The 18746-nt window shown below is 65.5% G+C and carries 20 protein-coding genes; 15 read left to right on the top strand and 5 right to left on the bottom strand.

Annotated elements, in window-relative coordinates; translation table 11 throughout:
* Nucleotides 1-2: 2 nt before the first annotated feature.
* Both eutC and csgH read left to right on the top strand, forming a co-directional pair.
* Nucleotides 3-803 (top strand): ethanolamine ammonia-lyase subunit EutC, encoded by an 801-nt coding sequence (gene eutC, locus KHO41_RS09870; RefSeq protein ID WP_211953104.1) that lies wholly within the window; start codon nt 3-5, stop codon nt 801-803.
* Nucleotides 804-816: 13 nt separating this feature from the next.
* Nucleotides 817-1128 (top strand): curli-like amyloid fiber formation chaperone CsgH, encoded by a 312-nt coding sequence (gene csgH, locus KHO41_RS09865; protein ID WP_211953103.1) that lies wholly within the window; start codon nt 817-819, stop codon nt 1126-1128.
* Nucleotides 1129-1180: 52 nt separating this feature from the next.
* Here the strand turns inward: csgH and KHO41_RS09860 are convergent, their stop codons facing one another.
* The 3 genes from KHO41_RS09860 to KHO41_RS09850 form a co-directional block, all read right to left on the bottom strand.
* A complete protein-coding gene (locus tag KHO41_RS09860) occupies nt 1181-1654 on the bottom strand; it encodes an aminoacyl-tRNA deacylase (RefSeq protein WP_211953102.1) in 474 nt (157 codons plus the stop codon).
* A gap of 89 nt (nt 1655-1743) precedes the next feature.
* The gene (locus tag KHO41_RS09855) at nt 1744-2682 is read right to left on the bottom strand and encodes a LysR family transcriptional regulator (protein ID WP_211953101.1); all 939 of its coding nucleotides are present in this window, start codon (nt 2680-2682) and stop codon (nt 1744-1746) included.
* A 118-nt stretch (nt 2683-2800) separates the two neighbouring features.
* Nucleotides 2801-4114: an MFS family transporter gene (locus tag KHO41_RS09850; RefSeq protein ID WP_211953100.1), complete on the bottom strand. Its 1314-nt coding sequence runs from the start codon at nt 4112-4114 to the stop codon at nt 2801-2803.
* A 406-nt stretch (nt 4115-4520) separates the two neighbouring features.
* Here KHO41_RS09850 and KHO41_RS09845 point away from each other — a divergent pair, with 406 nt between their 5' ends.
* A complete protein-coding gene (locus KHO41_RS09845; protein ID WP_376989745.1) occupies nt 4521-4835 on the top strand; it encodes a hypothetical protein in 315 nt (104 codons plus the stop codon).
* Between the two features lie 7 nt (nt 4836-4842).
* On the opposite strand, the gene KHO41_RS09840 is transcribed toward KHO41_RS09845, so the two are convergent.
* Complete coding sequence (locus KHO41_RS09840) at nt 4843-5790, bottom strand: LysR substrate-binding domain-containing protein (protein ID WP_211953098.1); 948 nt, start codon at nt 5788-5790, stop codon at nt 4843-4845.
* Nucleotides 5791-5959: 169 nt separating this feature from the next.
* On the opposite strand from KHO41_RS09840, the gene KHO41_RS09835 reads away from it, so the two are divergent.
* The 7 genes from KHO41_RS09835 to KHO41_RS09805 are packed head-to-tail and all read left to right on the top strand — an operon-like array spanning nt 5960 to nt 12476.
* Complete coding sequence (locus KHO41_RS09835) at nt 5960-7423, top strand: 2-hydroxymuconic semialdehyde dehydrogenase (RefSeq protein ID WP_211953097.1); 1464 nt, start codon at nt 5960-5962, stop codon at nt 7421-7423.
* Nucleotides 7424-7429: 6 nt separating this feature from the next.
* Nucleotides 7430-8254 carry a 2-keto-4-pentenoate hydratase gene (locus KHO41_RS09830; RefSeq protein ID WP_211953096.1) on the top strand — a complete coding sequence of 275 codons (825 nt, stop codon included), beginning with the start codon at nt 7430-7432 and terminating at the stop codon, nt 8252-8254.
* A 1-nt stretch (nt 8255) separates the two neighbouring features.
* Nucleotides 8256-9056 carry a 2-keto-4-pentenoate hydratase gene (locus KHO41_RS09825; RefSeq protein WP_211953095.1) on the top strand — a complete coding sequence of 267 codons (801 nt, stop codon included), beginning with the start codon at nt 8256-8258 and terminating at the stop codon, nt 9054-9056.
* 52 nt (nt 9057-9108) lie between these two features.
* Nucleotides 9109-9540 carry a RidA family protein gene (locus KHO41_RS09820; RefSeq protein ID WP_211953094.1) on the top strand — a complete coding sequence of 144 codons (432 nt, stop codon included), beginning with the start codon at nt 9109-9111 and terminating at the stop codon, nt 9538-9540.
* A 1-nt stretch (nt 9541) separates the two neighbouring features.
* Complete coding sequence (nbaC, locus tag KHO41_RS09815; RefSeq protein WP_211953093.1) at nt 9542-10111, top strand: 3-hydroxyanthranilate 3,4-dioxygenase; 570 nt, start codon at nt 9542-9544, stop codon at nt 10109-10111.
* Nucleotides 10108-11121 (top strand): amidohydrolase family protein, encoded by a 1014-nt coding sequence (locus tag KHO41_RS09810; protein ID WP_211953092.1) that lies wholly within the window; start codon nt 10108-10110, stop codon nt 11119-11121. The genes nbaC and KHO41_RS09810 overlap by 4 nt, the downstream gene beginning before the upstream one ends.
* A gap of 32 nt (nt 11122-11153) precedes the next feature.
* Complete coding sequence (locus KHO41_RS09805; RefSeq protein ID WP_211953091.1) at nt 11154-12476, top strand: MFS transporter; 1323 nt, start codon at nt 11154-11156, stop codon at nt 12474-12476.
* Between the two features lie 205 nt (nt 12477-12681).
* Here KHO41_RS09805 and KHO41_RS09800 read toward each other — a convergent pair whose 3' ends face one another.
* Nucleotides 12682-13584, bottom strand: a complete 903-nt coding sequence (locus KHO41_RS09800) for a LysR family transcriptional regulator (protein ID WP_211953090.1) — start codon at nt 13582-13584, stop codon at nt 12682-12684.
* Between the two features lie 298 nt (nt 13585-13882).
* On the opposite strand from KHO41_RS09800, the gene KHO41_RS09795 reads away from it, so the two are divergent.
* Genes KHO41_RS09795 through KHO41_RS09775 form a run of 5 tightly spaced genes read left to right on the top strand, consistent with a single transcriptional unit; the run spans nt 13883 to nt 18569 of the window.
* Nucleotides 13883-14512 (top strand): nuclear transport factor 2 family protein, encoded by a 630-nt coding sequence (locus tag KHO41_RS09795; RefSeq protein ID WP_244873768.1) that lies wholly within the window; start codon nt 13883-13885, stop codon nt 14510-14512.
* A 30-nt stretch (nt 14513-14542) separates the two neighbouring features.
* Nucleotides 14543-15634, top strand: coding sequence for an amidohydrolase family protein (locus KHO41_RS09790; protein WP_211953088.1), 1092 nt, complete (start codon nt 14543-14545; stop codon nt 15632-15634).
* 23 nt (nt 15635-15657) lie between these two features.
* Nucleotides 15658-16632, top strand: a complete 975-nt coding sequence (locus KHO41_RS09785) for a Bug family tripartite tricarboxylate transporter substrate binding protein (protein ID WP_211953087.1) — start codon at nt 15658-15660, stop codon at nt 16630-16632.
* A gap of 55 nt (nt 16633-16687) precedes the next feature.
* Complete coding sequence (locus KHO41_RS09780) at nt 16688-18043, top strand: amidohydrolase family protein (protein WP_211953086.1); 1356 nt, start codon at nt 16688-16690, stop codon at nt 18041-18043.
* Between the two features lie 40 nt (nt 18044-18083).
* Entirely contained in the window at nt 18084-18569 is a 486-nt protein-coding gene (locus tag KHO41_RS09775) for a RidA family protein (RefSeq protein WP_244873767.1), read from the top strand.
* Nucleotides 18570-18746 lie beyond the last annotated feature (177 nt).

Genomic DNA, 18746 nt, shown 5'->3' with positions numbered 1-18746 from the left:
CCATGACCAAGCCACCAGCGACCGTCACGCAGCAGAATCCCTGGCAGCAGTTGCGCCAGTTCACGCGCGCACGCATTGCGTTGGGCCGCGCGGGACACAGCCAGACGACCGACACGGTACTCGCCTTCGGACTGGCCCATGCGCAGGCGCGCGATGCGGTCCACTTGCCGTTGGATCGCGCCGCCGTCGAATCCGCATTGCGCAACGCGGGGTTCGCCACGTTGTCCGTGCACAGCGCCGCGCCCGACCGTGCGCACTACCTGCGACGTCCGGACCTGGGCCGCAGGCTCGATGACGCCAGCCGCGATCAGCTGTCCGCAGCGCGCGCGGACTCACCACCCGATGTGGTTTTCGTGATCGCGGATGGCCTGTCCGCGCTGGCCGCGCAGCGCCACGGCGTGCCGCTGCTGTGCGCCGTGCGTGAGCGGCTGCCGCAGGACTGGACCGCGGCGCCAGTGGTGATCGCGGAACAATCGCGCGTCGCGCTTGGCGATGAAGTTGGCGAGTTGCTCGGCGCGCGGCAGGTCGTGATGCTGATCGGCGAACGGCCGGGACTCAGTTCGCCGGACAGCCTTGGCCTCTACCTGACGTATGCGCCGCGCGTCGGCCGCACCGACGCCGAGCGCAACTGCATTTCCAACGTTCGGCCCGAAGGGCTGTCCTACGAGCAGGCGGCCAGCCGGCTGGTCTTCCTGTTACGTGGCGCTGCGGCACTTGGTTGCTCGGGCGTCGCACTCAAGGACGACAGTGCGCAAGGGTTGTCGGACGAGTCAGACGGGCCGGCCAACGCTCTCGGGACATGACACGGAGACCACTATGCAAGCCGATATCAACCTGCAGGCCTGGCTGGAATCCCACCCCGGCAACGGCATGACGACGATCATCGCGTATGTCAGCGCGGCCCGGGAAATAGACCTGCAGTACGACATCCGGCTGCGCAACAGCGGGCAGGGCAGCTCGTCGGCGGTCGCGCAGAGTGGCATGGTGCACGTCGGGCAGAACCAGCCGAGCCAGGTGTCAACCATGACGGTAACGCCGGTGCGAGGGGGCAAGTGCGAGGTCGGGCTGACGCTGCGCGAGGGCAATGTTGTAGTCGGCCAGTACAAGCTCGACTGCAGCGCCAAATGACCACGGCCGGCTCAAGGCCGGCCGTTGCGCGTTGCGATGTTGATAGCAGCGGCTACATCATGCGCCGCGAGAAATGCCCCTGCTCGGCATCCGACATCAGGCTCGAAAACTGGTCCATGCTCATGTGCACCAGTTCCTGGTGATCGCCCGCTTCAAAATAGACATCGGGGTGCTTCATCAGGCTGTCGTCGACATAGGTCTGCATGCCGTAGGCCATGGCCACGGGCGGAATCGCGCCGAGGTCGCAGTCCTTGAAGACCTCGCGGATTTCGTCCTCGTGCGCGAGCACGAGCTTGCGGCCGGTCTGTTCGCACAGGGCGGCCATGTGCAGGTGATGGTTCGACGGGATCACGGCAGCAACGTAGCCCATCTCGTCTTCGAGCAACAGGGTCTTGGCCAGGCGGTCTCCGGGAATGTGCGCAGCCTCGGCAGTGGCCATGCTGCTGAGGGTGTACGGGTGGTGGATGATGTCGTACTGCGTATTCTTGCTGCTCAGGCAGGTTGCCAGCGTGCTTGCGAGGGCCATGGTTGCTCCTCTGGATGCAGGGGCCGGCACCCCCCGGGCACCGGCCGGGATCAAGGGTTTTCCTTGTGCTCCTACTATAGACCGTGGCGTCAGGCCTGGCGCTGGACCGGCGTGGCGTGCAGCCGCGGCCACACGGCCTGCAGTTCGGTCTTCAGGAAGGTCAGCAGGCAGCGCGTGGCCAGCGTCTGGTACCGGTTGGGCATGGTCAGCATGTAAAGCCGGCTGCCGAACACGCTGACGTGGTAACCATCCAGCAGCGATGCCAGCGTGCCATTGGCGAGTTCCGTGCCGATCGCGTAGATGGGGAAGATGCCGATGCCCAGCCCCGCAAGCACGGCCTCTTTCAGGAACCCGAAGTTTTCGGAGCTCAGCGTGGGTTCCAGCACGATCTGTTCGCGTGCGCCGACGCCATGCGGCGGCAAGCCCGACACCTTGAGCTTCTGGCCCACCGGCGATGCGCACACCACGGCATGCCCGTCCAGTTCCGCGAGTACGCTGGGCGCCGGGTGTGCGGCCAGGTAGGCCGGTGCGGCGCACACGACCCAGTCGACTTCGCCGATCTCGGTGGCGACCACCGAATCGGGCGGCGTGGAAATGATGCGCAGCGCGACGTCGACGTCTTCCGACACGAGGTTGTGCACGCGGTTGTCGAACACCACGTCGAGCAGGATGTCGGGATAGCGCTGCTTGAACTGCACCAGCAGCGGCGACAGCATGGTGTGCCCGAGGCCCGTCGGCACGGACAGCCGCACATGGCCCTGCAGGCTCTTGCCCATATTGCTGATCAGCGCGTTGGCCGCTGCCACCTCGCCAAGGATGTTGCGCCCATGCTCGTAGAGCCCGGCGCCCACGGGCGTCGGCTCCACGTGGCGCGTGGTCCGGCGCAGCAGTTGCACGCCAAGTTCTTCCTCGAGCGCCTTCAGGTGATAGCTGACGTTGGCCCGCGTCATCTTGAGCTTGCGCGCGGCGGCGCTGAGGTTGCCGGCATCGACGATGTCGACGAACAGGCGCAGGGCGTTGAGATCCATGGATGAGGGAAGGGGGCAGGCGGTTCAGGGTGCGGGCTGCCGGCGGCAGCGTCCGCACCCGTATATTGCCACGCGCCGCCGCCAGCACCCGGCCGCCGGCATGGCGCGCAATGCCGGCTCAGTGTTCGTGACGCAGGTACTTCGCCTGGCGCGGCAGGCGCAGGCTGACCAGGAACGCGATCACCATCATCGCGGTGACATACCAGTAGAACGCGGTTTCGTGGCCAATGGACTTGAGCCCCAGCGCCACGTACTCGGCCGTGCCGCCGAACGCAGCATTGGCGATCGCATAAGCCAGGCCGACGCCGAGCGCGCGCACTTCGGCGGGGAACATCTCCGCTTTCACGATGCCGCTGATCGACGTATAGAAGCTGACGATGGCGAGCGCCACCGCGATCAGCACGAACGCCAGCTCGGGGCTGCTCACCGTGCGCAGCGCCGTCAGGACCGGCACCGTGACGAGCGCGCCCAGCGCGCCGAACAGCAGCATGTTGTTGCGCCGGCCGATGCGGTCCGACAGCGCGCCGAACACGGGCTGCATGCACATGTACAGGAACAGGCATCCCGTCATCACATAGCTGGCGGTCTTGATCGACATGCCCGCGGTGTTGACCAGGTACTTCTGCATGTACGTGGTGAAGGTGTAGAAGATCAGCGAGCCACCCGCGGTGTAGCCGAGCACGGTGAAGAACGCGACCTTGTGGTTGCGGAAGATCTCCGCGACGCTGCCGGCTTCCTTGCTGCCGCGCGTGGCAGCGGACGAGGTCTCGTGCAGCGTGCGGCGCAGGAACAGCGCCACGACGGCGGTAATGGCGCCGACCACGAACGGAATGCGCCAGCCCCAGGCCTTGAGCTCGGCTTCATCGAGCAGCTGCTGCAGGATCACCACGACCAGCACTGCCAGCAACTGGCCGCCGATCAGCGTGACGTACTGGAAAGACGAGAAGAAGCCGCGCCTTCCGCGCAGTGCCACTTCGCTCATGTAGGTCGCAGTGGTGCCGTATTCGCCGCCAACCGACAGGCCCTGGATCAGGCGCGCGAGCAGCAGCAGGGCCGGGGCCCAGTTGCCGATGCTGTCGTAGGTCGGCAGGCTCGCGATCAGCAGCGAGCCGAAGCACATCATCAGCACGGAGATCAGCATCGAGTTCTTGCGGCCGTGGCGGTCGGCGATGGTGCCGAACAGCCAGCCACCGATCGGCCGCATCAGGAAGCCTGCGGCGAACACGCCGGCGGTGTTCAGCAACTGCGCGGTCGGATCGGCCTTGGGAAAGAACGACGGCGCGAAGTAGATGGCGCAGAACGCGTAGACGTAGAAGTCGAACCATTCGACGAGGTTGCCGGACGACGCGGCAACGATGGCGAAGACGCGCTTGCGCACCTCTTCGGCGGATGGCGCGGTGGCCTGGTTGGAGTTGGCTGTGAGATCGGTCATTGTTGTGTTTTGCAGTCAGGGGGCGATGCGCGGCGGCTGGCAGGAGTCAGCTTGGCCGCAGGGCGGCTCGCGCCGGTTGGAACGCCGCCGGATTCCGGGATGGGGCGGGGCGGCTGGAGGAAGGCGGGCATCTTGCCCGTACTGACTGGCGTGAATCCGCGCACACTGCGGCGCGTCGGTGCTTTTCAGCCTAACGCGAACCGGGGCTGCCTGCACACCCCGGCCGCGTCGTGTATCCTGTTGCGATGCAACATTTGTTACGTGGCGACTGGGTTGGCGGCCGATTGTTCCGCGCTCTGGACACACTGTCTTGCCAGGCGCCTGTGGGGCAGAGGTGCCGGTCGGCTTGAAAGGCGCGTGCCGGTGGACAATGATGAGTCCCGTAGCGTCCCCAACTCACATGCCGATGCCCCGTTCCCTGCGCAAATGGGTGTGCCTGATGCTGCTCGCGGCAGCCGAGCCGTCGTGGGCGCAGGATCTGGTCGAATGCAAGCGCATCGACCAGGAACAGCTTGCCGCCGCCACGACCGAAACCCTGCTGTTCCTGCGCTGCCGCGCGCGGCGGATTTCGTATGAGGCGCCCCGGCTCAAGGGCGTGCCACAGCGTGTGAAGGACGACCTGATGTTCGCCTGTCTCGACCAGGCCGATGCGGTCGAGCACCAGTTGCGCGTGCGGCACGGCTATACGCGCGAGACGCTGGCGCGCGAGCGGTGCGAATGACGGGACGCTAGCCGACTTCCCGCGCGGCTGCCCGCAGGCAATCCTTGAACAGTTCGACCGCGCGCACGGCCAGCGTGCCCGGCACCGCGAAGAAGCCGACATCGCCGAATGACGGCGCATTCTCCAGCGGGATGATCGCGAGACTGCCTGTGTCGACGAATTGCCGCGCGGCCGAGCGCGGCATCAGCCCGAGGGTCTTCTGGTCGAACATCAGCGCGACGTTGGTCATGACCGACAGCGACTCCACGACGTTCGCAGGCAGCGCCAGGCCCGCGTCGTAGAACAGGTGTTCGGCCGTCTGCCGCAGTGACGAGTCGCGCGTGGGCAGGATCCACGGGTAGTCGCTCAGCGCCTGCAGGGTGGTCGAAGTGTGCGATGCCATCGGATGATGCATGCCGCCGACCACGCACAGCGGCTCCCGGTGCAGGATTTCGGCTTCCAGCCCCGGTGCCGTCGCCCGCCACGACACATCCTCCGGAATCCGCCCGACCACCACGTCGAGGTCGCCGACAGCCAGCGCGGGCAGCAGCTGGTCCATCTGGCCGACGCGCAAGGTGACCGACACCGCCGGCGCCTGTTCCTTCAGCAGCTGGATGGCGCGCGGCAGCAGCACCGCCGACGCCGAGATCAGCGTGCCGATCAGCACCTGCCCCGACGTGCCTTCACGGAAGGCGCTGATCTCGTCGGTCAGGTGGCGCAGCTCGGCCAGCAGGGTCTTGGCGCGCCGCGCGACAAGCTCGCCGAACTCGGTCGTGGTCACGCCGCGATTGCCGCGGATCAGCAGCGGCGCGCCGAGCTGGCCTTCCAGTTCGTGGATCACCTTCGTGACCGCCGATTGCGTCATGTTGAGCGCTTGCGCCGCGCGCAGGATCGAGCCGCTACGCAGCACCTGTTCGAACACGATGATCTGCGCGAAGCGCAGTTTGCGGCCAAGCGAGGCGGGATTCAGGGACATGGGGAAAGGCGCTTTGCAGGCGACAAACGAAGGCGGAAGGTCGCGCCGCGTGGTCAGGCTCCGTGGCGTGCCCAGTATTCTAGTCTGGAATATCAGGAGCCGAAAGTTTCATTTTTCAGGAATAGATGGCGTCGATACACTGCCTGCAAACATTTGCGAGGAGACAGTCTTGTCACCATCCCCGACCCTGTATCGGAACTACGTTGACGGACGCTTCGTCGAGTCCGCCAAAGGCTTCCCCAATATCTCGCCGGTCAACGGCACCGTGATCGGCACCGTCTGCGAGGCCGACGCCGATCTGGTCGACCGTGCCGTCCGCGCCGCGCGCGCCGCCCTGGCTGGTCCGTGGGGCCGGACTACCCCAGCCGAGCGTGCCAGGGTGCTGCAAGCCGTTGCTGACGGCATCGAAAAGCGCTTCGACGCGTTCGTGGCGGCCGAAGTCGCCGACACCGGCCGGCCCGAACACCAGGCACGCATGCTCGATATCCGCCGCGGCGTGCAGAACTTCCGCACGTTCGCCGAACTGGCCGGCCAGGCCGGCGGCGAGTGCTTCGAGATGCGCGCGGCAGATGGCGATGTCTTCAGCTATACGGTGCGCAAGCCGCACGGCGTGGTCGCGATCATCTCGCCCTGGAACCTGCCGATGCTGCTGATGACCTGGAAGGTCGCGCCGGCGCTGGCCTGCGGCAATGCGGTGGTGATCAAGCCATCTGAAGAAACGCCGGGCAGCGCGACGCTGCTCGCAGAAGTCATGCAGGAGGCAGGCGTGCCGCCGGGCGTCTTCAACCTCGTGCATGGCTTCGGCGGCGGCTCGGCGGGCGAGTTCCTGTCGCGCCATCCGGACATCGATGCCATCACCTTCACCGGTGAATCGCGCACCGGCAGCACCATCATGAAGGCTGTTGCCGACGGCGTGAAAGAAGTGTCGTTCGAGCTTGGCGGCAAGAATGCGGCCGTGGTCTTCGCCGACTGCGATTTCGACAAGGCCGTGGCCGGCGTCACGCGTTCGAGCTTTACCAACACCGGGCAGGTCTGCCTGTGCTCGGAGCGCGTGTATGTCGAGCGTCCGATCTTCGAGCGCTTCGTCGCGGCCATGAAGGCACGGGCCGAGGCCATGCGCATCGGCTATCCCGATGAGGATGGCGTGGAGATGGGTTCGCTGATCTCGCACGGCCATCGCGACAAGGTGCTGTCCTATTTCGCGCTGGCGCGCGAAGAAGGCGCGACGGTTGTCGCGGGCGGGGGCGTGCCGCAGTTCGGCGATGCGCGCGACAACGGCGCTTACGTCCAGCCGACGATCTGGACGGGTTTGCCCGATTCGGCGCGCTGCGTGCAGGAAGAAGTATTCGGTCCGGTCTGCCACATCGCGCCGTTCGACAGCGACGACGAGGTCGTGGCGCGCGTCAACGATTCGCGCTATGGCCTGGCTGCTTCGGTCTGGACGCGCGACCTGGGCCGTGCGCACCGCGTGACGCGCCAGTTCGACGTCGGCATCGTCTGGGTCAATACGTGGTTCCTGCGCGACCTGCGCACGCCGTTCGGCGGCACGCGCCTGTCGGGCCTTGGCCGCGAAGGCGGGCGCCATTCGCTGGACTTCTATTCGTCCACCACCACCATCTGCGTCAACCCGTGAGCCCGCATGCTGAACCCTGAACTTATCGAGGCCGCCGACCAGCTCTGGTTCGCCGCCGAACGCCGCCAGCCGTGCCTGCCCGTGCGCGATGCCATTGCACACGCCAGCGCGGGTGGCGCCGACCCGATCGCGCAGGCCTATGCGATCCAGCAGTACAACACCGAGCGCGCGCTGCGCGCCGGCCGCCGCCTGGTCGGCCGCAAGATCGGGCTGACTGCGAAATCGGTGCAGCGCCAACTCGGCGTGGACCAGCCGGACTTCGGCATGCTGTTCGCCGACATGGCGCGACAGGACGGCGAAGACATCGATTGTGCCGATGTCCTGCAGCCGAAGGTGGAGGCCGAAGTCGCGCTGGTGCTCGAACGCGACTTGCCGCACGAGGTGAACACCGTGGCGGACGTGATCCGGGCCACGGCCTTCGCGCTGCCGGCCATCGAGATCGTCGGCAGCCGCGTGGCCGGCTGGGACATCCGCCTGACCGACACCATTGCCGACAACGCGTCGTCAGGCCTGTTCGTGCTGGGCACGCGGCCGGTATCGCTTGGCGCGCTGGACCTGGCCAACTGCGGCATGAGCATGGAGCTTAACGGGGACCCGGTGTCGGTCGGCGCCGGTGCCGCATGCCTGGGCAATCCGCTCAACGCGGCGGTGTGGCTTGCCAACACCATGAGCCGCGTCGGTGCGCCGCTGAAGGCCGGCGACGTGATCCTGACGGGCGCACTCGGCCCGATGGCGACTGTGCAGCCGGGCAATGTCTTCACCGCACGCATCGAGGGCCTCGGTGCCGTGACCGCCGCGTTCCGCGCCGACAGCAAGCAAGGAGATGCCTGAGATGACCGACATGAGCCAGACGATCGTCGACGCGGCACTCGCGCTTGATACCGCCGCCATGCAGGCGCAGTCGATGCCGCAGTTCGAAGCCGGCCATTTCGATTTGCCGACGGCGTACGCGATCCAGCGCGCGTCGATCCAGCACCGCGTCGCGCGCGGCGAACAGGTCAAGGGCATCAAGCTTGGCTTCACCAGCCGCGCGAAGATGGTGCAGATGGGCGTGGACAGCCTGATCTGGGGCTTCCTCACCGATGCGATGCTCGAGGAAGATGGCGGTACGATCCACCTTGGACGCTATATCCACCCGCGCGTGGAGCCGGAAGTCTGCTTTGTGACGCGCCGGACCATCGATGCGCCGCTGACAGCGCTGGAAGCGGCGGACTATCTCGAAGCGGTCGCGCCGGCGATGGAGATCATCGACTCGCGCTACCGCGATTTCCGCTTCAGCCTGGAAGACGTCGTAGCCGACAACTGTTCGTCGGCCGGACTCGTGGTGGGCGCGTGGTCGCGCGACTTCACGGGCCTGGCGAACCTTGGCGTGCGCATGCAGTTCGATGGCCGCGACGTGCAGGTCGGCTCGACGGGCGCGATTCTCGGCCACCCGCTGCGCACCGTAGTCCAGGCCTCGCGGCTGCTGCACGCGGCGCAGGTCAGCCTGCCGGCGGGCTCGCTGATCATGGCCGGGGCGGCCACCGCGGCCGAGGCCTTGCGCCCGGGGCTGCATGTGGGCTGCCATATCGGCAGCGGCGCGAACGCGCTGGGCAGCGTGTCGTTCACCACGCGCGCGGGCATGCCAGACTGACTGCCGTACCCGCGGCAACCACGCATTCAACAGCTATCAGGAGACACCAACCATGCCGATAGAGGCGCATCTGGTGCAGGGCAAGGCAAAGCCAAGGGGCCGCTTTCCGCACTGCAAGCGTGCGGGCGATTTCCTGTTCGTCTCGGGCACGAGTTCGCGCCTGCCGGACAACAGCTTTGCCGGCGCGCAGGCCGACGAGATGGGCGTGACCCAACTCGACATCCGCGTGCAGACGCGCGCGGTGATCGAGAATATCCGCGACATTTTGGCGAACGCCGGCGCGAGCCTGGCCGATCTGGTCGAGACGCAGGTGTTCCTCGTCAACATGAACGACTTCGGCGGCTTCAATGAAGTCTGGGCCGAGTACTTCGACTACGACGGCCCCACGCGGACGACAGTGGCGGTGCACCAGCTTCCGCACCCGCACCTGCTTATCGAGATCAAGGCCACGGCGTACAAGCCGCTGGCCAGACAGGAGGCATGACATGTTCGACCTGAAATACGGCCGGCCGCTGAATTTCAAGCGCTGGCTCGACGACCACGCCGACAAGCTGAAGCCGCCGGTCGGCAACCAGCAGATCTGGCAGGACAGCGACATGATGGTCACCGTGGTCGGCGGCCCGAATGAACGCAGCGATTTCCACGATGACCCGATCGAGGAACTGTTCTACCAGTTCAAGGGCAACGCCTACCTGCTGCTGTGGGAGAACGGCCGCTACGAGCGCGTCGACCTGCGCGAGGGCGACATGTTCCTGCTGCCGCCGCACACGCTGCATTCGCCGCAGCGCCCCGAGGCCGACAGCCGCTGCCTGGTGGTCGAGCGCAAGCGTCCGCAGGGCCAGAACGATGCGTTCCAGTGGAGCTGTGCAAGCTGCGGCACCGTGGTGCAGCGTCATGAGGTGACGCTGCAAAGCATCGTGGCCGACCTGCCGCCGCTGTATGAGAAGTTCTACGCCAGCTCCGAGGATGCCCGCCGCTGCCCGGCCTGCGGCGAAATCCATCCGGGCCGCGATTTCCAGGCCTGGCACCGCACGCTCGCCAAACACTTTTCATGATCGACATCCATTCGCACTTTCTTCCGCTCATCAGCCGCCAGGAAGCACAGGCCGTTGATGCGGAGCGCGCACCGTGGCTCGCGGTCGATCCGTCCGGCGAGACCGGGCAGATCATGCTGGCCGACCAACCGTTCCGGCCCGTGTACCGCGCGCTGTGGGATGCCGATTTTCGCGTCGCCGAACTCGATGCGCAGGGCATTGCCACGCAGCTCGTCTGCGCCACGCCGGTGATGTTCGGCTATGGCTGGGACGCAGCCAAGGCCGCCGACTGGGCCGCGCAGATGAACGACAAGGCGCTGGCGTTCTGCGCGGGGCACCCGGACCGGCTCAAGGCACTCGCGCAGGTGCCGCTGCAGGACACGCGCCTGGCGTGCGCCGAGGCATCGCGCGCCGTGGCTAACGGTTGCGTCGGCGTGCAGATCGGCAACCACGTCGGAGACAAGGACCTCGATCATCCGGACCTTGTCGACTTCCTGACGTATTGCGCCGAGAACGACATTCCCGTGCTTGTGCACCCGTGGGACATGATGGGCGGCGGCAAGCGCATGAAGCAATGGATGCTGCCGTGGCTGGTCAGCATGGCCGCGGAGACGCAGCTCGGCATGATGTCGCTGATCCTGTCTGGCGCGCTTGAACGCATCCCCGAGTCGCTGCGCATCTGCTTTGCGCATGGCGGCGGCAGCTTCGCGTTCCTGCTGGGCCGCGCGGACAACGCGTGGAAGCATCGCGACATCGTGCGCAAGGACTGCCCGCGTCCGCCGTCCGAGTACGCGCACCGCTTGCATGTGGACAGCATCGTCTTCGATGAAGGCGCGCTGCGATTGCTCGTCGACGTGATGGGCGTCGAGCGCGTGATGCTCGGTTCTGACTATCCGTTCCCGCTCGGCGAGCAGGAAGTGGGCGGACTGGTGCGCGAGGTGTCGTTCCTCGACGGTGCGCAGAAGCGGAAGATCCTGGCGGACAACGCGAGCGGCTTTTTCAGGCTCGACGCGCGGCACAAGGCGGCATGACTGAACAGGAAAAAACATAAGAGGAGACAACCATGAAGCAAGTTGATGCGAGCCGGCTGGCGGACGAAGCCAGCTTTACGCGGTTCCACGGCGTCGTGCTGTTCTGGTGCGCAATGGCGATCATCTTCGACGGGTACGACCTGGCCGTCGCCGGCATTGCGCTGCCGTCGATCATGAAGGAGATGGGCGTGGATGCCACGCAGGCGGGCTTCATGGTCAGCTCCGCGTTGTTCGGCATGATGTTCGGCAACGTGGCGTTTGGCACCGTATCCGACCGTGTGGGGCGGCGCGGTGTGATTGTCGTGTGTATTGCGCTGTTCAGCGTCTGCACCGCGGCCGCCGGCCTGACAAGCGATCCGGTGAGCTTCAGCGCGCTGCGCTTCCTGGCGGGACTGGGCATGGGCGGAGTCATGCCAAACGTGATCGCGCAGATGAGCGAGTACGCGCCGCTGCGCATGCGCAGCACGCTGATCACGGTGATGTTCTCGGGCTACTCCGTGGGCGGCATGCTGGCGGCGGTGACCGGCAAGGGGCTCATCGAATCCTATGGCTGGCAGAGCGTGTTCATCGCCGCGGGTACCCCGGTCATCCTGCTGCCGCTGATCTGGAAGCAGATGCCGGAATCGATGGCATTCCTGCTGAAGACGGGCCGCACGGCGGAGCTGCAGCGCATTCTCTCGCGCATTGCGCCCCAACACGTGTTCAACCCCGATGACGAGTTCGTGCTGTCGGCCACGCCGCGGCAGCACGATGCGCCGCTGCGTACGCTGTTTGCCGAAGGGCGCGGCTTCAGCACGCTCATGTTCTGGGCAACGTGCTTCATGTCGCTGTTCATGGTCTACGCGCTGAACTCATGGCTGGTGAAGCTGATGGCCACCGCCGGCTACAGCCTGGGCTCGGCCCTGACCTTCGTGCTGGTACTGAATATCGGCGCCACGGTCGGCGCGATCGGCGGCGGCTGGCTTGCGGACCGGCTGCACATCAAGGTGGTGCTGGTGCTCATGTTCGTCGTCGCGTCCATGTCCATTGCACTGCTTGGCAGCCAGATGCCGACATGGGCGCTGTACGTGCTGGTCGGACTTGCCGGTGCCTGCACGATCGGAACGCAAACGCTGTCGTGTGCCTATTGCGGCCAGTTCTATCCGGCCGCGTGCCGCGGGACCGGCCTGGGCCTGATGCTCGGCGTGGGGCGGGCCGGGGGCATCCTGTCGCCGATCGTCATCGGCGCTGTCATCGGCATGTCGCTGCCGCTCGCCCAGAACTTCCTCGTGATCGCGTTGCCTGCAGTGATTGCAGCGGTGACGATCTCGCTGGTGAACCATGGCCGGTCTACGCTGGCCGTGGCACAGCGCTGACGCTTGCGATGGCGCGCCTGAGGCCGCCGACAAAGCGAAAAGCTGCCAACGGTGCCTCCCCTCTCCCATGCATGGGAGAGGGGCCGGGGGTGAGGGTTGGCGTGTCTCGATGCGACCGCTTCGACTTCGTGGAGGCTCCTGCCCTCACCCCCAACCCCTCTCCCGCATGCGGGAGAGGGGAGCAAACAAGCTGGCACGCCCCCGATCAGCCATTCAGCATCTGGCAGCGCGCCGCCAGGCAATCGCGGAACGCCGCGGCGCTCGGTGACAGCGAGCGCCCCGCGCGCACGATCAGCTCGATCTGACGGTGCACCACGGGCTTGTGCAGCGGCCGGAAGCGCACGCGGTCCGATCCCATCAGCTTGCCGACATAGGCTGGCACCACGGTCACGCCAAGGCCGGCCTCAGCCAGGCCCACGGCCGTTCCGAGATACGCGACTTCGAAACGCGGATTGATCTGCACGCCGGCCTGGTGCAGTTGCTGGTCGATCAGCGTACGCATGCCGGTTGCGTGCGACATGGCAATCAGCGGCTGCCCTTCCAGGTCCGACCACACCAGGTCGCGCTTGCGCGTGGCCAGCGGCCAGCTGCTGGGCACCATCACGCCGAGCGGATGCCGCAGCAGCGGAATGCGGTCGAACTGCGCGTCTTCTTCCGGGAACACGCCAAAGCCGAAATCCACGTCCCCGCTCAGCACGCGGCGCCCGATCTGTTCGGCCGGCAGGTCGGCGATGCGCACGGTGATTGCAGGATAGGCGTCGAGGAAGTGCGCAATGCTCTCCGGCAACAGCGTCGACGCCAGCAGCGGCGTGGTGGCCACGGTAATGCGGCCGCGCCGCTTGTGGACAAGCTCGCGCGTATCGGCCACCGACTGCTCGACATCCCCGACGATGCGCATGGCGCTGATCAGGAACTCGCTGCCGGCATCGGTCAGGGCGAACCGCCGCGTGGAGCGGTCGATCAGCTGCAGCCCGAGCTGCGATTCCAGTTCGCGTATCTGCAGGCTCGTGGCCGACTGGGTCAGATGAAGCTTGGGCGCGGCCGCGGTAAAGCCGCCACTGCGCGCGACTTCGACAAACGCGCGCAACTGCCGCAGGGTCACGTTCATATGCGGTTCTTATGAATCTGCCGGATTGACTAGTTCCCCGAGCATAGCCGATGTGCCGCAGCTTGCGGCCGGCGTGTCACCGGATCACGACATCGCGTGCAGCGCCCGCATGCAGGCACTGTGTCGCCGTCCCGCGCGAAATCTGGCTCCGCGGCCGTGAACAAGTATTTCTTATCAAACCATTAAATTTAATCGCTTGCTGAATGGATTCGAATTCGCTGAAATACACGCCAGAACAACACGGAGCCCGACTCGCACTGCGACGCGCCGGACCCTGAAACTCATGGAGACTGTCAAGATGCAACGTACCCTTAGCCGCAAGCTGCTCGGCGTCGTGCTGGCCTCGGCGGCGTGTTTCGCGGCATGCGGAATGAGCACTGTCGTGCACGCGCAGTCGGTGCAACCGACGCAGGCGGCACAACTCGACGAACTGCTCAGCAAGCAGGCCATCACCGAACTCCTCTACAAGTACCCGCGCGCGCTCGACCGGCTCGACCGCGACATGCTGCTGTCGATCGCGCATCCGGAAGCGCGCATGCAGTTCGGCAAGCGCACGTTCCCGTCGTGGTCGGCGTATGTGGATTGGTTGATCAAGGCGCACACCGAGATGCTCGGCAACAACCACCGGATCAGCAATATCCTGATCGAGGTGAAGGGCGACAAGGCCGTGAGCGAATCCACCGGTACGGCCACGCTGCTCGTGAAGCGTGAAGGCCAGGACGACCAGTACGAGGAACGCTGGATGCATTCGCGCTACCTCGACACGTGGTCGCGCCGCAATGGCAAATGGGCGCTGGACAGCCGGCAGACCGTCTCGGACTACCGCCGCATCAGCTACGTGTCCGCCGACGACGTGAAAAAGCGCTATGAAGTCGCGCCGCGCCTGGGCAAGGCCGATCCGTCTTACGCGCTGTTCGGCGAGAAGTAAGCCTCGCATCCCGTACCGGAGACCCGCATCTTGCATACACACTGTGATCACGAAGGCTGCCAGTCGCGGCGCCATTTTCTAGGCTCGCTGGGAGCGCTGGCAGGCGCTGCGCTGATGCCGACCGGCCTGGCAAAGGCTCAAACGATCGGCCCCGGTGGCGGGCGCATCGATTTCCATCACCACTACTTTTCCCCGGCGTGGGTCAGGCTGGTGGAGTCCAAGCACAAGGTCCAGCCCGTGCTCGGCTTCGACCAGTTCAAGAGCTGGACGATCGCCAGGGACCTGGAAGCGATGGATCGCGGCAATGTCGAGAAAGCCTTCCTGTCGGTCACGCAACCGGGCGTGTGGTTTGGCAACGTCGAAGAATCGCGGCGCGCGGCGCGCGACATGAACGACTTCGCGGCGACGATGAAGTCGGACCACAAGGGCCGCTATGGCCAGTTTGCCGTGCTGCCGCTGCCGGATATCGATGCCACGCTGAAGGAGATCGAATACGCGTTCGACACGCTCAAGGCGGACGGCGTAGGCCTGCTGTCGAGCTACGGCGACAAATGGCTCGGCGACAAGTCGTTCTGGCCGGTCTGGGAAGAACTGAACCGCCGCAAGGCCGTGGTCTATATCCACGCCACGGCACCGGGCTGCTGCGCGTGGGAATTCCAGCCGGGCATCCTGCCGACGTTCGTCGAACTGGGTTCGGACCTGGCGCGTGCCATGGTGAGCCTGGTCCAGGGCGGCACGGCGAAGGCCACGCCGGATATCAAATACATCTGGTCGCACGGCGGCGGCAGCATCTGGGCGCAACGCTTCCTGGTCGGCGAAACCGCGGCATCGCTTGCGCGCGAAGCCCCGGCCGACTCGCGCCTGTACCAGTTCCGACGCTTCTACTACGACACGGCCGCAGCGGCGGACGCGATCCATATGGGCATCCTGAAGATGATCGTGCCGCCGAGCCAGATCGTGTTCGGCTCGGACTATCCATGGGTCGAGCCGGCGAAGATTGCCACCGGCCTGGAAGCATCGGGGCTGTCGCCGCAGGTCCTGCAGGCGGTCTATCGCGACAACGCCTTCCGGGTGATGCCGCAATTGCGCGAACAACTGGCTGCGGCCGCGCGTACGAACTGAAAGAGAAGGGCGGAGAGCCAGCAATGCATTCCAAGAGCATCAAATGGGTAGCGGCGGCGTTGTGCGTACTGCCGCTGGTAGCGGCGGCACAGTCGTTCCCGACGCAGAACGTGCGCATCGTCGTGCCGTACGCGCCCGGCGGCGGCATCGACGGCATGGCCCGTGTGCTGGCCGAGCGCCTGCAGCAGAAATGGGGCAAGCCCGTCATCGTCGAGAACAAGCCGGGCGCGTCGACGATCATCGGCACGGTCGCGGTGACCAAGGCGCTGCCGGACGGCCACACGCTGCTGCTGACGAGCGAAGCCACCGTCACCAGCAACCCTTACCTGTTCGACAAGCTGCCCTACGATCCGGCGCGGGAACTGGTACCGATCTCGGAGCTGGTGAGCCTGCCGCAGATGGTTGTCGCCAATCCATCGGTGCCCGCGTCGGACATGAAGGAACTGGTGGCGCTGGCGAAGGCCCGGCCGGATTCGCTCAGCTACGCCACGTATGGATCGGGCAGCCTGCCACACCTGCTGTTCGAGGGCATCAACGCGCGCCGTGGCGTGAAGATGACGCAGATTCCGTACAAGGGCATCACGCCGGCGGTTACCGCCGTGCTGACCGGAGAAGTTCAGCTTACGCTGGCCGGCGTCCCGGCTGCCGAAGGCTATCTGCGCGCCGGCAAGCTGAAGGCGCTGGCTATCGCACGTCGCGAGCGGCTGCCGGGCATGCCGCAGGTGCCGACGCTGGCCGAAGCGGGCTTTGCAGACATCGATCCGCATGAGTCGTGGTTCGGCTTGTTCGTGACGGGCGGCACGCCAACACCTGTCGTGCAGAAGATTGCGCGTGATGTCGCCGCCGTGGCGGCGGACCCGGCCTTCATCGAGCGCTACGTGCGGTCGCGTGGTTTTGATCCGGTGTTTTCCACACCGGACGCCTTTGCGAAGTTCATCCAGGCCGACCGTAGCCAGAAGGAAAAGCTGATCCGGCTCACCGGGGCCAAGGCCGAATAAAGGCCTGGCAAGTCTCAAACAAGAACAACCCAGAAAAAGAGAGTCGGAGATTTCGATGTTCAAGAATGCGAGCAGTGCGAACGTGACGAAGCAGCCGTTGCCAGGCGAAGCGGAATTCGTGATACGCGGGGGCCATGTGCTCACGATGGACGCGACGCTTGGCGACCTGCCGGAGGCGGACGTGCATGTCGTCGACGGGGAAATCGTCGACATCGGAGTCGGGCTCGGCAAGCCCGGCATGGCGGAGATCGACGCGCGCGGCATGATCGTCATGCCGGGACTGGTCGATACGCACTGGCACCTCTGGAACAGCTCGCTGCGCGCGCTGGTTCGCGGCGATGATCCCGAGCATGGATACTTTCCGACCACGCTGCAGATCGGCCCGTTCTTCTCGCCGGAGGACTCCTACCACTCCATCCGGCTGGGTTTGGCAGAAGGCCTCGCTTCGGGGATCACCACGGTCAACAACTGGTCGCACAACACCCGGAGCCCGCAGCATGCGGACGCGGAACTGCGTGCGATGCATGAGATGGGTGTACGCGGCCGCTTTTCATACGGCTGGGGGCAGGAGCTGGCCCTCGACCAGATGATGGACCTGGAAGACCTGGCACGCGTGCAGCGCGAAGGCATGCCGGACTCCACGCTCCTCACGCTTGGCGCAGCGGTGCGCACGCCGGTATCGAATCCGCGCGGCGCGGTGCCCATCGACGTGGTCAAGGCCGAGATGGCTGGAATCCGCGCGCTTGGCTTGCCCATCACCATGCATGCGCGACCCGGCGTAGTCTCGGTGCTTGCCGCCGAGGGGCTGCTCGGACGCGATCTTCAACTGGTTCATCCGCAGGGCGTATCGCCGGACGAGGCGAAATTGCTCGCGGCCTCCGGCACGTCGTTCTCGTGCTCGCCGGTGATCGAGATGCACTATGCGCAGGCCACGCGTGGCGAGATCCAGTTCCAGGAGTTGATGGATCATCGGGTGCAGCAGAGCCTGTCCGTCGACAGTTCTGCGGCGTCGGCGAATGCCGACTACTTCAGTTGCATGCGAGCGCTGTTGTGGTCGCACAAGCAGCGCTTCGGCAGCACGGTGCCACTGCCGCCGCGCCGCCTGCTCGAACTCGCGACGATCGATGGTGCGCGGGATCTGGGTCTGGATGCGCGTATCGGATCGCTGGTGCCGGGCAAGCGTGCCGACATCATCCTGGTACGGACCACGGATGCCAACGTGGCCCCTGTGATTGACCCAGTGCATGCGCTGGTGTATTCGGCGCAGCCGTCCAATGTCGATACGGTGCTGGTGGATGGCAGGGTGCTTGTGCGCAATGGCTGCCATACGCGTGTCGATGTGTCCGCCATCGTCAGCGATGCGGCGGCATCGATCCAGGGGCTGCGGCATCGGTTTGCGCGTGCCGCCTGAATTCATCAATTTTTCAAATACAAAAAAGGGGAGACAACCGATGAAGGTTTCGAAGTTCACTGCAGCGTTGCTTGCGTGCTGCGCACTGGCTGGCACTGCGCAGGCCGCGGAATACATGGAGCAGGGCGAGCGCATCAAGGGCCGTTCCTACTCGCCTGCGGTCGTTACCGAAGGGGGGCGTATCGTCTGGCTGGCTGGGGAAACGACGATCACGGATCTCAACGGCAAGGACATCAAGGGAGATTTCGAGGCGCAGGCGAGGACGGTGTTTGCGTTGATTGACCAGACGCTCCGGCGGGCTGGCGGCAGTCTCAAGGATGTGGTCAGCATGACGGCGTATCTGACGGATGCTCGCAATGGCGCCGCGTTCTCGAAGGTTCGGAAGGAGATGTTCCCGGATGGGAACTATCCGGCTAGTGCGCAGATTACGGTTTCTAACCTGGCGGTGCCGGGGATGCAGGTTGAGGTGCAGGCGGTGGCGGTGATAGGGGATAAATGTGTTAAAGGGGGGTGTTTGGGGAAGTGATTGTGTTGTTGTGCTTGGCATGCGCGGCTGTTTCGCCGGCGTAGCCTACGGGGCTTCTCGTTGGGGCGGGTTGTCGCTCTTCGCTGGCGCTGCTGTTTCGCCGGCGTAGCCGGCGAGTCACTTTTGTCCGAGCGACAAAAGTAACCAAAAACGCGTTTTGGTTGCCCCAAAGGGGCG

This window comes from Cupriavidus numazuensis, assembly GCF_905397435.1.
Classification (GTDB): domain Bacteria; phylum Pseudomonadota; class Gammaproteobacteria; order Burkholderiales; family Burkholderiaceae; genus Cupriavidus; species Cupriavidus numazuensis.
The sequence above is the reverse complement of the archived record's forward strand: the minus strand, read 5'-3'. Positions and strand labels throughout refer to the sequence as shown.

Coding starts and splice junctions, on each gene's coding strand:
- eutC (WP_211953104.1), top strand. CDS start 3: ATGACCAAGCCACCAGCGACCGTCACGCAGCAGAATCCCTGGCAGCAG.
- csgH (WP_211953103.1), top strand. CDS start 817: ATGCAAGCCGATATCAACCTGCAGGCCTGGCTGGAATCCCACCCCGGC.
- KHO41_RS09860 (WP_211953102.1), bottom strand. CDS start 1,654: ATGGCCCTCGCAAGCACGCTGGCAACCTGCCTGAGCAGCAAGAATACG.
- KHO41_RS09855 (WP_211953101.1), bottom strand. CDS start 2,682: ATGGATCTCAACGCCCTGCGCCTGTTCGTCGACATCGTCGATGCCGGC.
- KHO41_RS09850 (WP_211953100.1), bottom strand. CDS start 4,114: ATGACCGATCTCACAGCCAACTCCAACCAGGCCACCGCGCCATCCGCC.
- KHO41_RS09845 (WP_376989745.1), top strand. CDS start 4,521: ATGCCCCGTTCCCTGCGCAAATGGGTGTGCCTGATGCTGCTCGCGGCA.
- KHO41_RS09840 (WP_211953098.1), bottom strand. CDS start 5,790: ATGTCCCTGAATCCCGCCTCGCTTGGCCGCAAACTGCGCTTCGCGCAG.
- KHO41_RS09830 (WP_211953096.1), top strand. CDS start 7,430: ATGCTGAACCCTGAACTTATCGAGGCCGCCGACCAGCTCTGGTTCGCC.
- KHO41_RS09825 (WP_211953095.1), top strand. CDS start 8,256: ATGACCGACATGAGCCAGACGATCGTCGACGCGGCACTCGCGCTTGAT.
- KHO41_RS09820 (WP_211953094.1), top strand. CDS start 9,109: ATGCCGATAGAGGCGCATCTGGTGCAGGGCAAGGCAAAGCCAAGGGGC.
- nbaC (WP_211953093.1), top strand. CDS start 9,542: ATGTTCGACCTGAAATACGGCCGGCCGCTGAATTTCAAGCGCTGGCTC.
- KHO41_RS09810 (WP_211953092.1), top strand. CDS start 10,108: ATGATCGACATCCATTCGCACTTTCTTCCGCTCATCAGCCGCCAGGAA.
- KHO41_RS09805 (WP_211953091.1), top strand. CDS start 11,154: ATGAAGCAAGTTGATGCGAGCCGGCTGGCGGACGAAGCCAGCTTTACG.
- KHO41_RS09800 (WP_211953090.1), bottom strand. CDS start 13,584: ATGAACGTGACCCTGCGGCAGTTGCGCGCGTTTGTCGAAGTCGCGCGC.
- KHO41_RS09795 (WP_244873768.1), top strand. CDS start 13,883: ATGCAACGTACCCTTAGCCGCAAGCTGCTCGGCGTCGTGCTGGCCTCG.
- KHO41_RS09785 (WP_211953087.1), top strand. CDS start 15,658: ATGCATTCCAAGAGCATCAAATGGGTAGCGGCGGCGTTGTGCGTACTG.
- KHO41_RS09780 (WP_211953086.1), top strand. CDS start 16,688: ATGTTCAAGAATGCGAGCAGTGCGAACGTGACGAAGCAGCCGTTGCCA.
- KHO41_RS09775 (WP_244873767.1), top strand. CDS start 18,084: ATGAAGGTTTCGAAGTTCACTGCAGCGTTGCTTGCGTGCTGCGCACTG.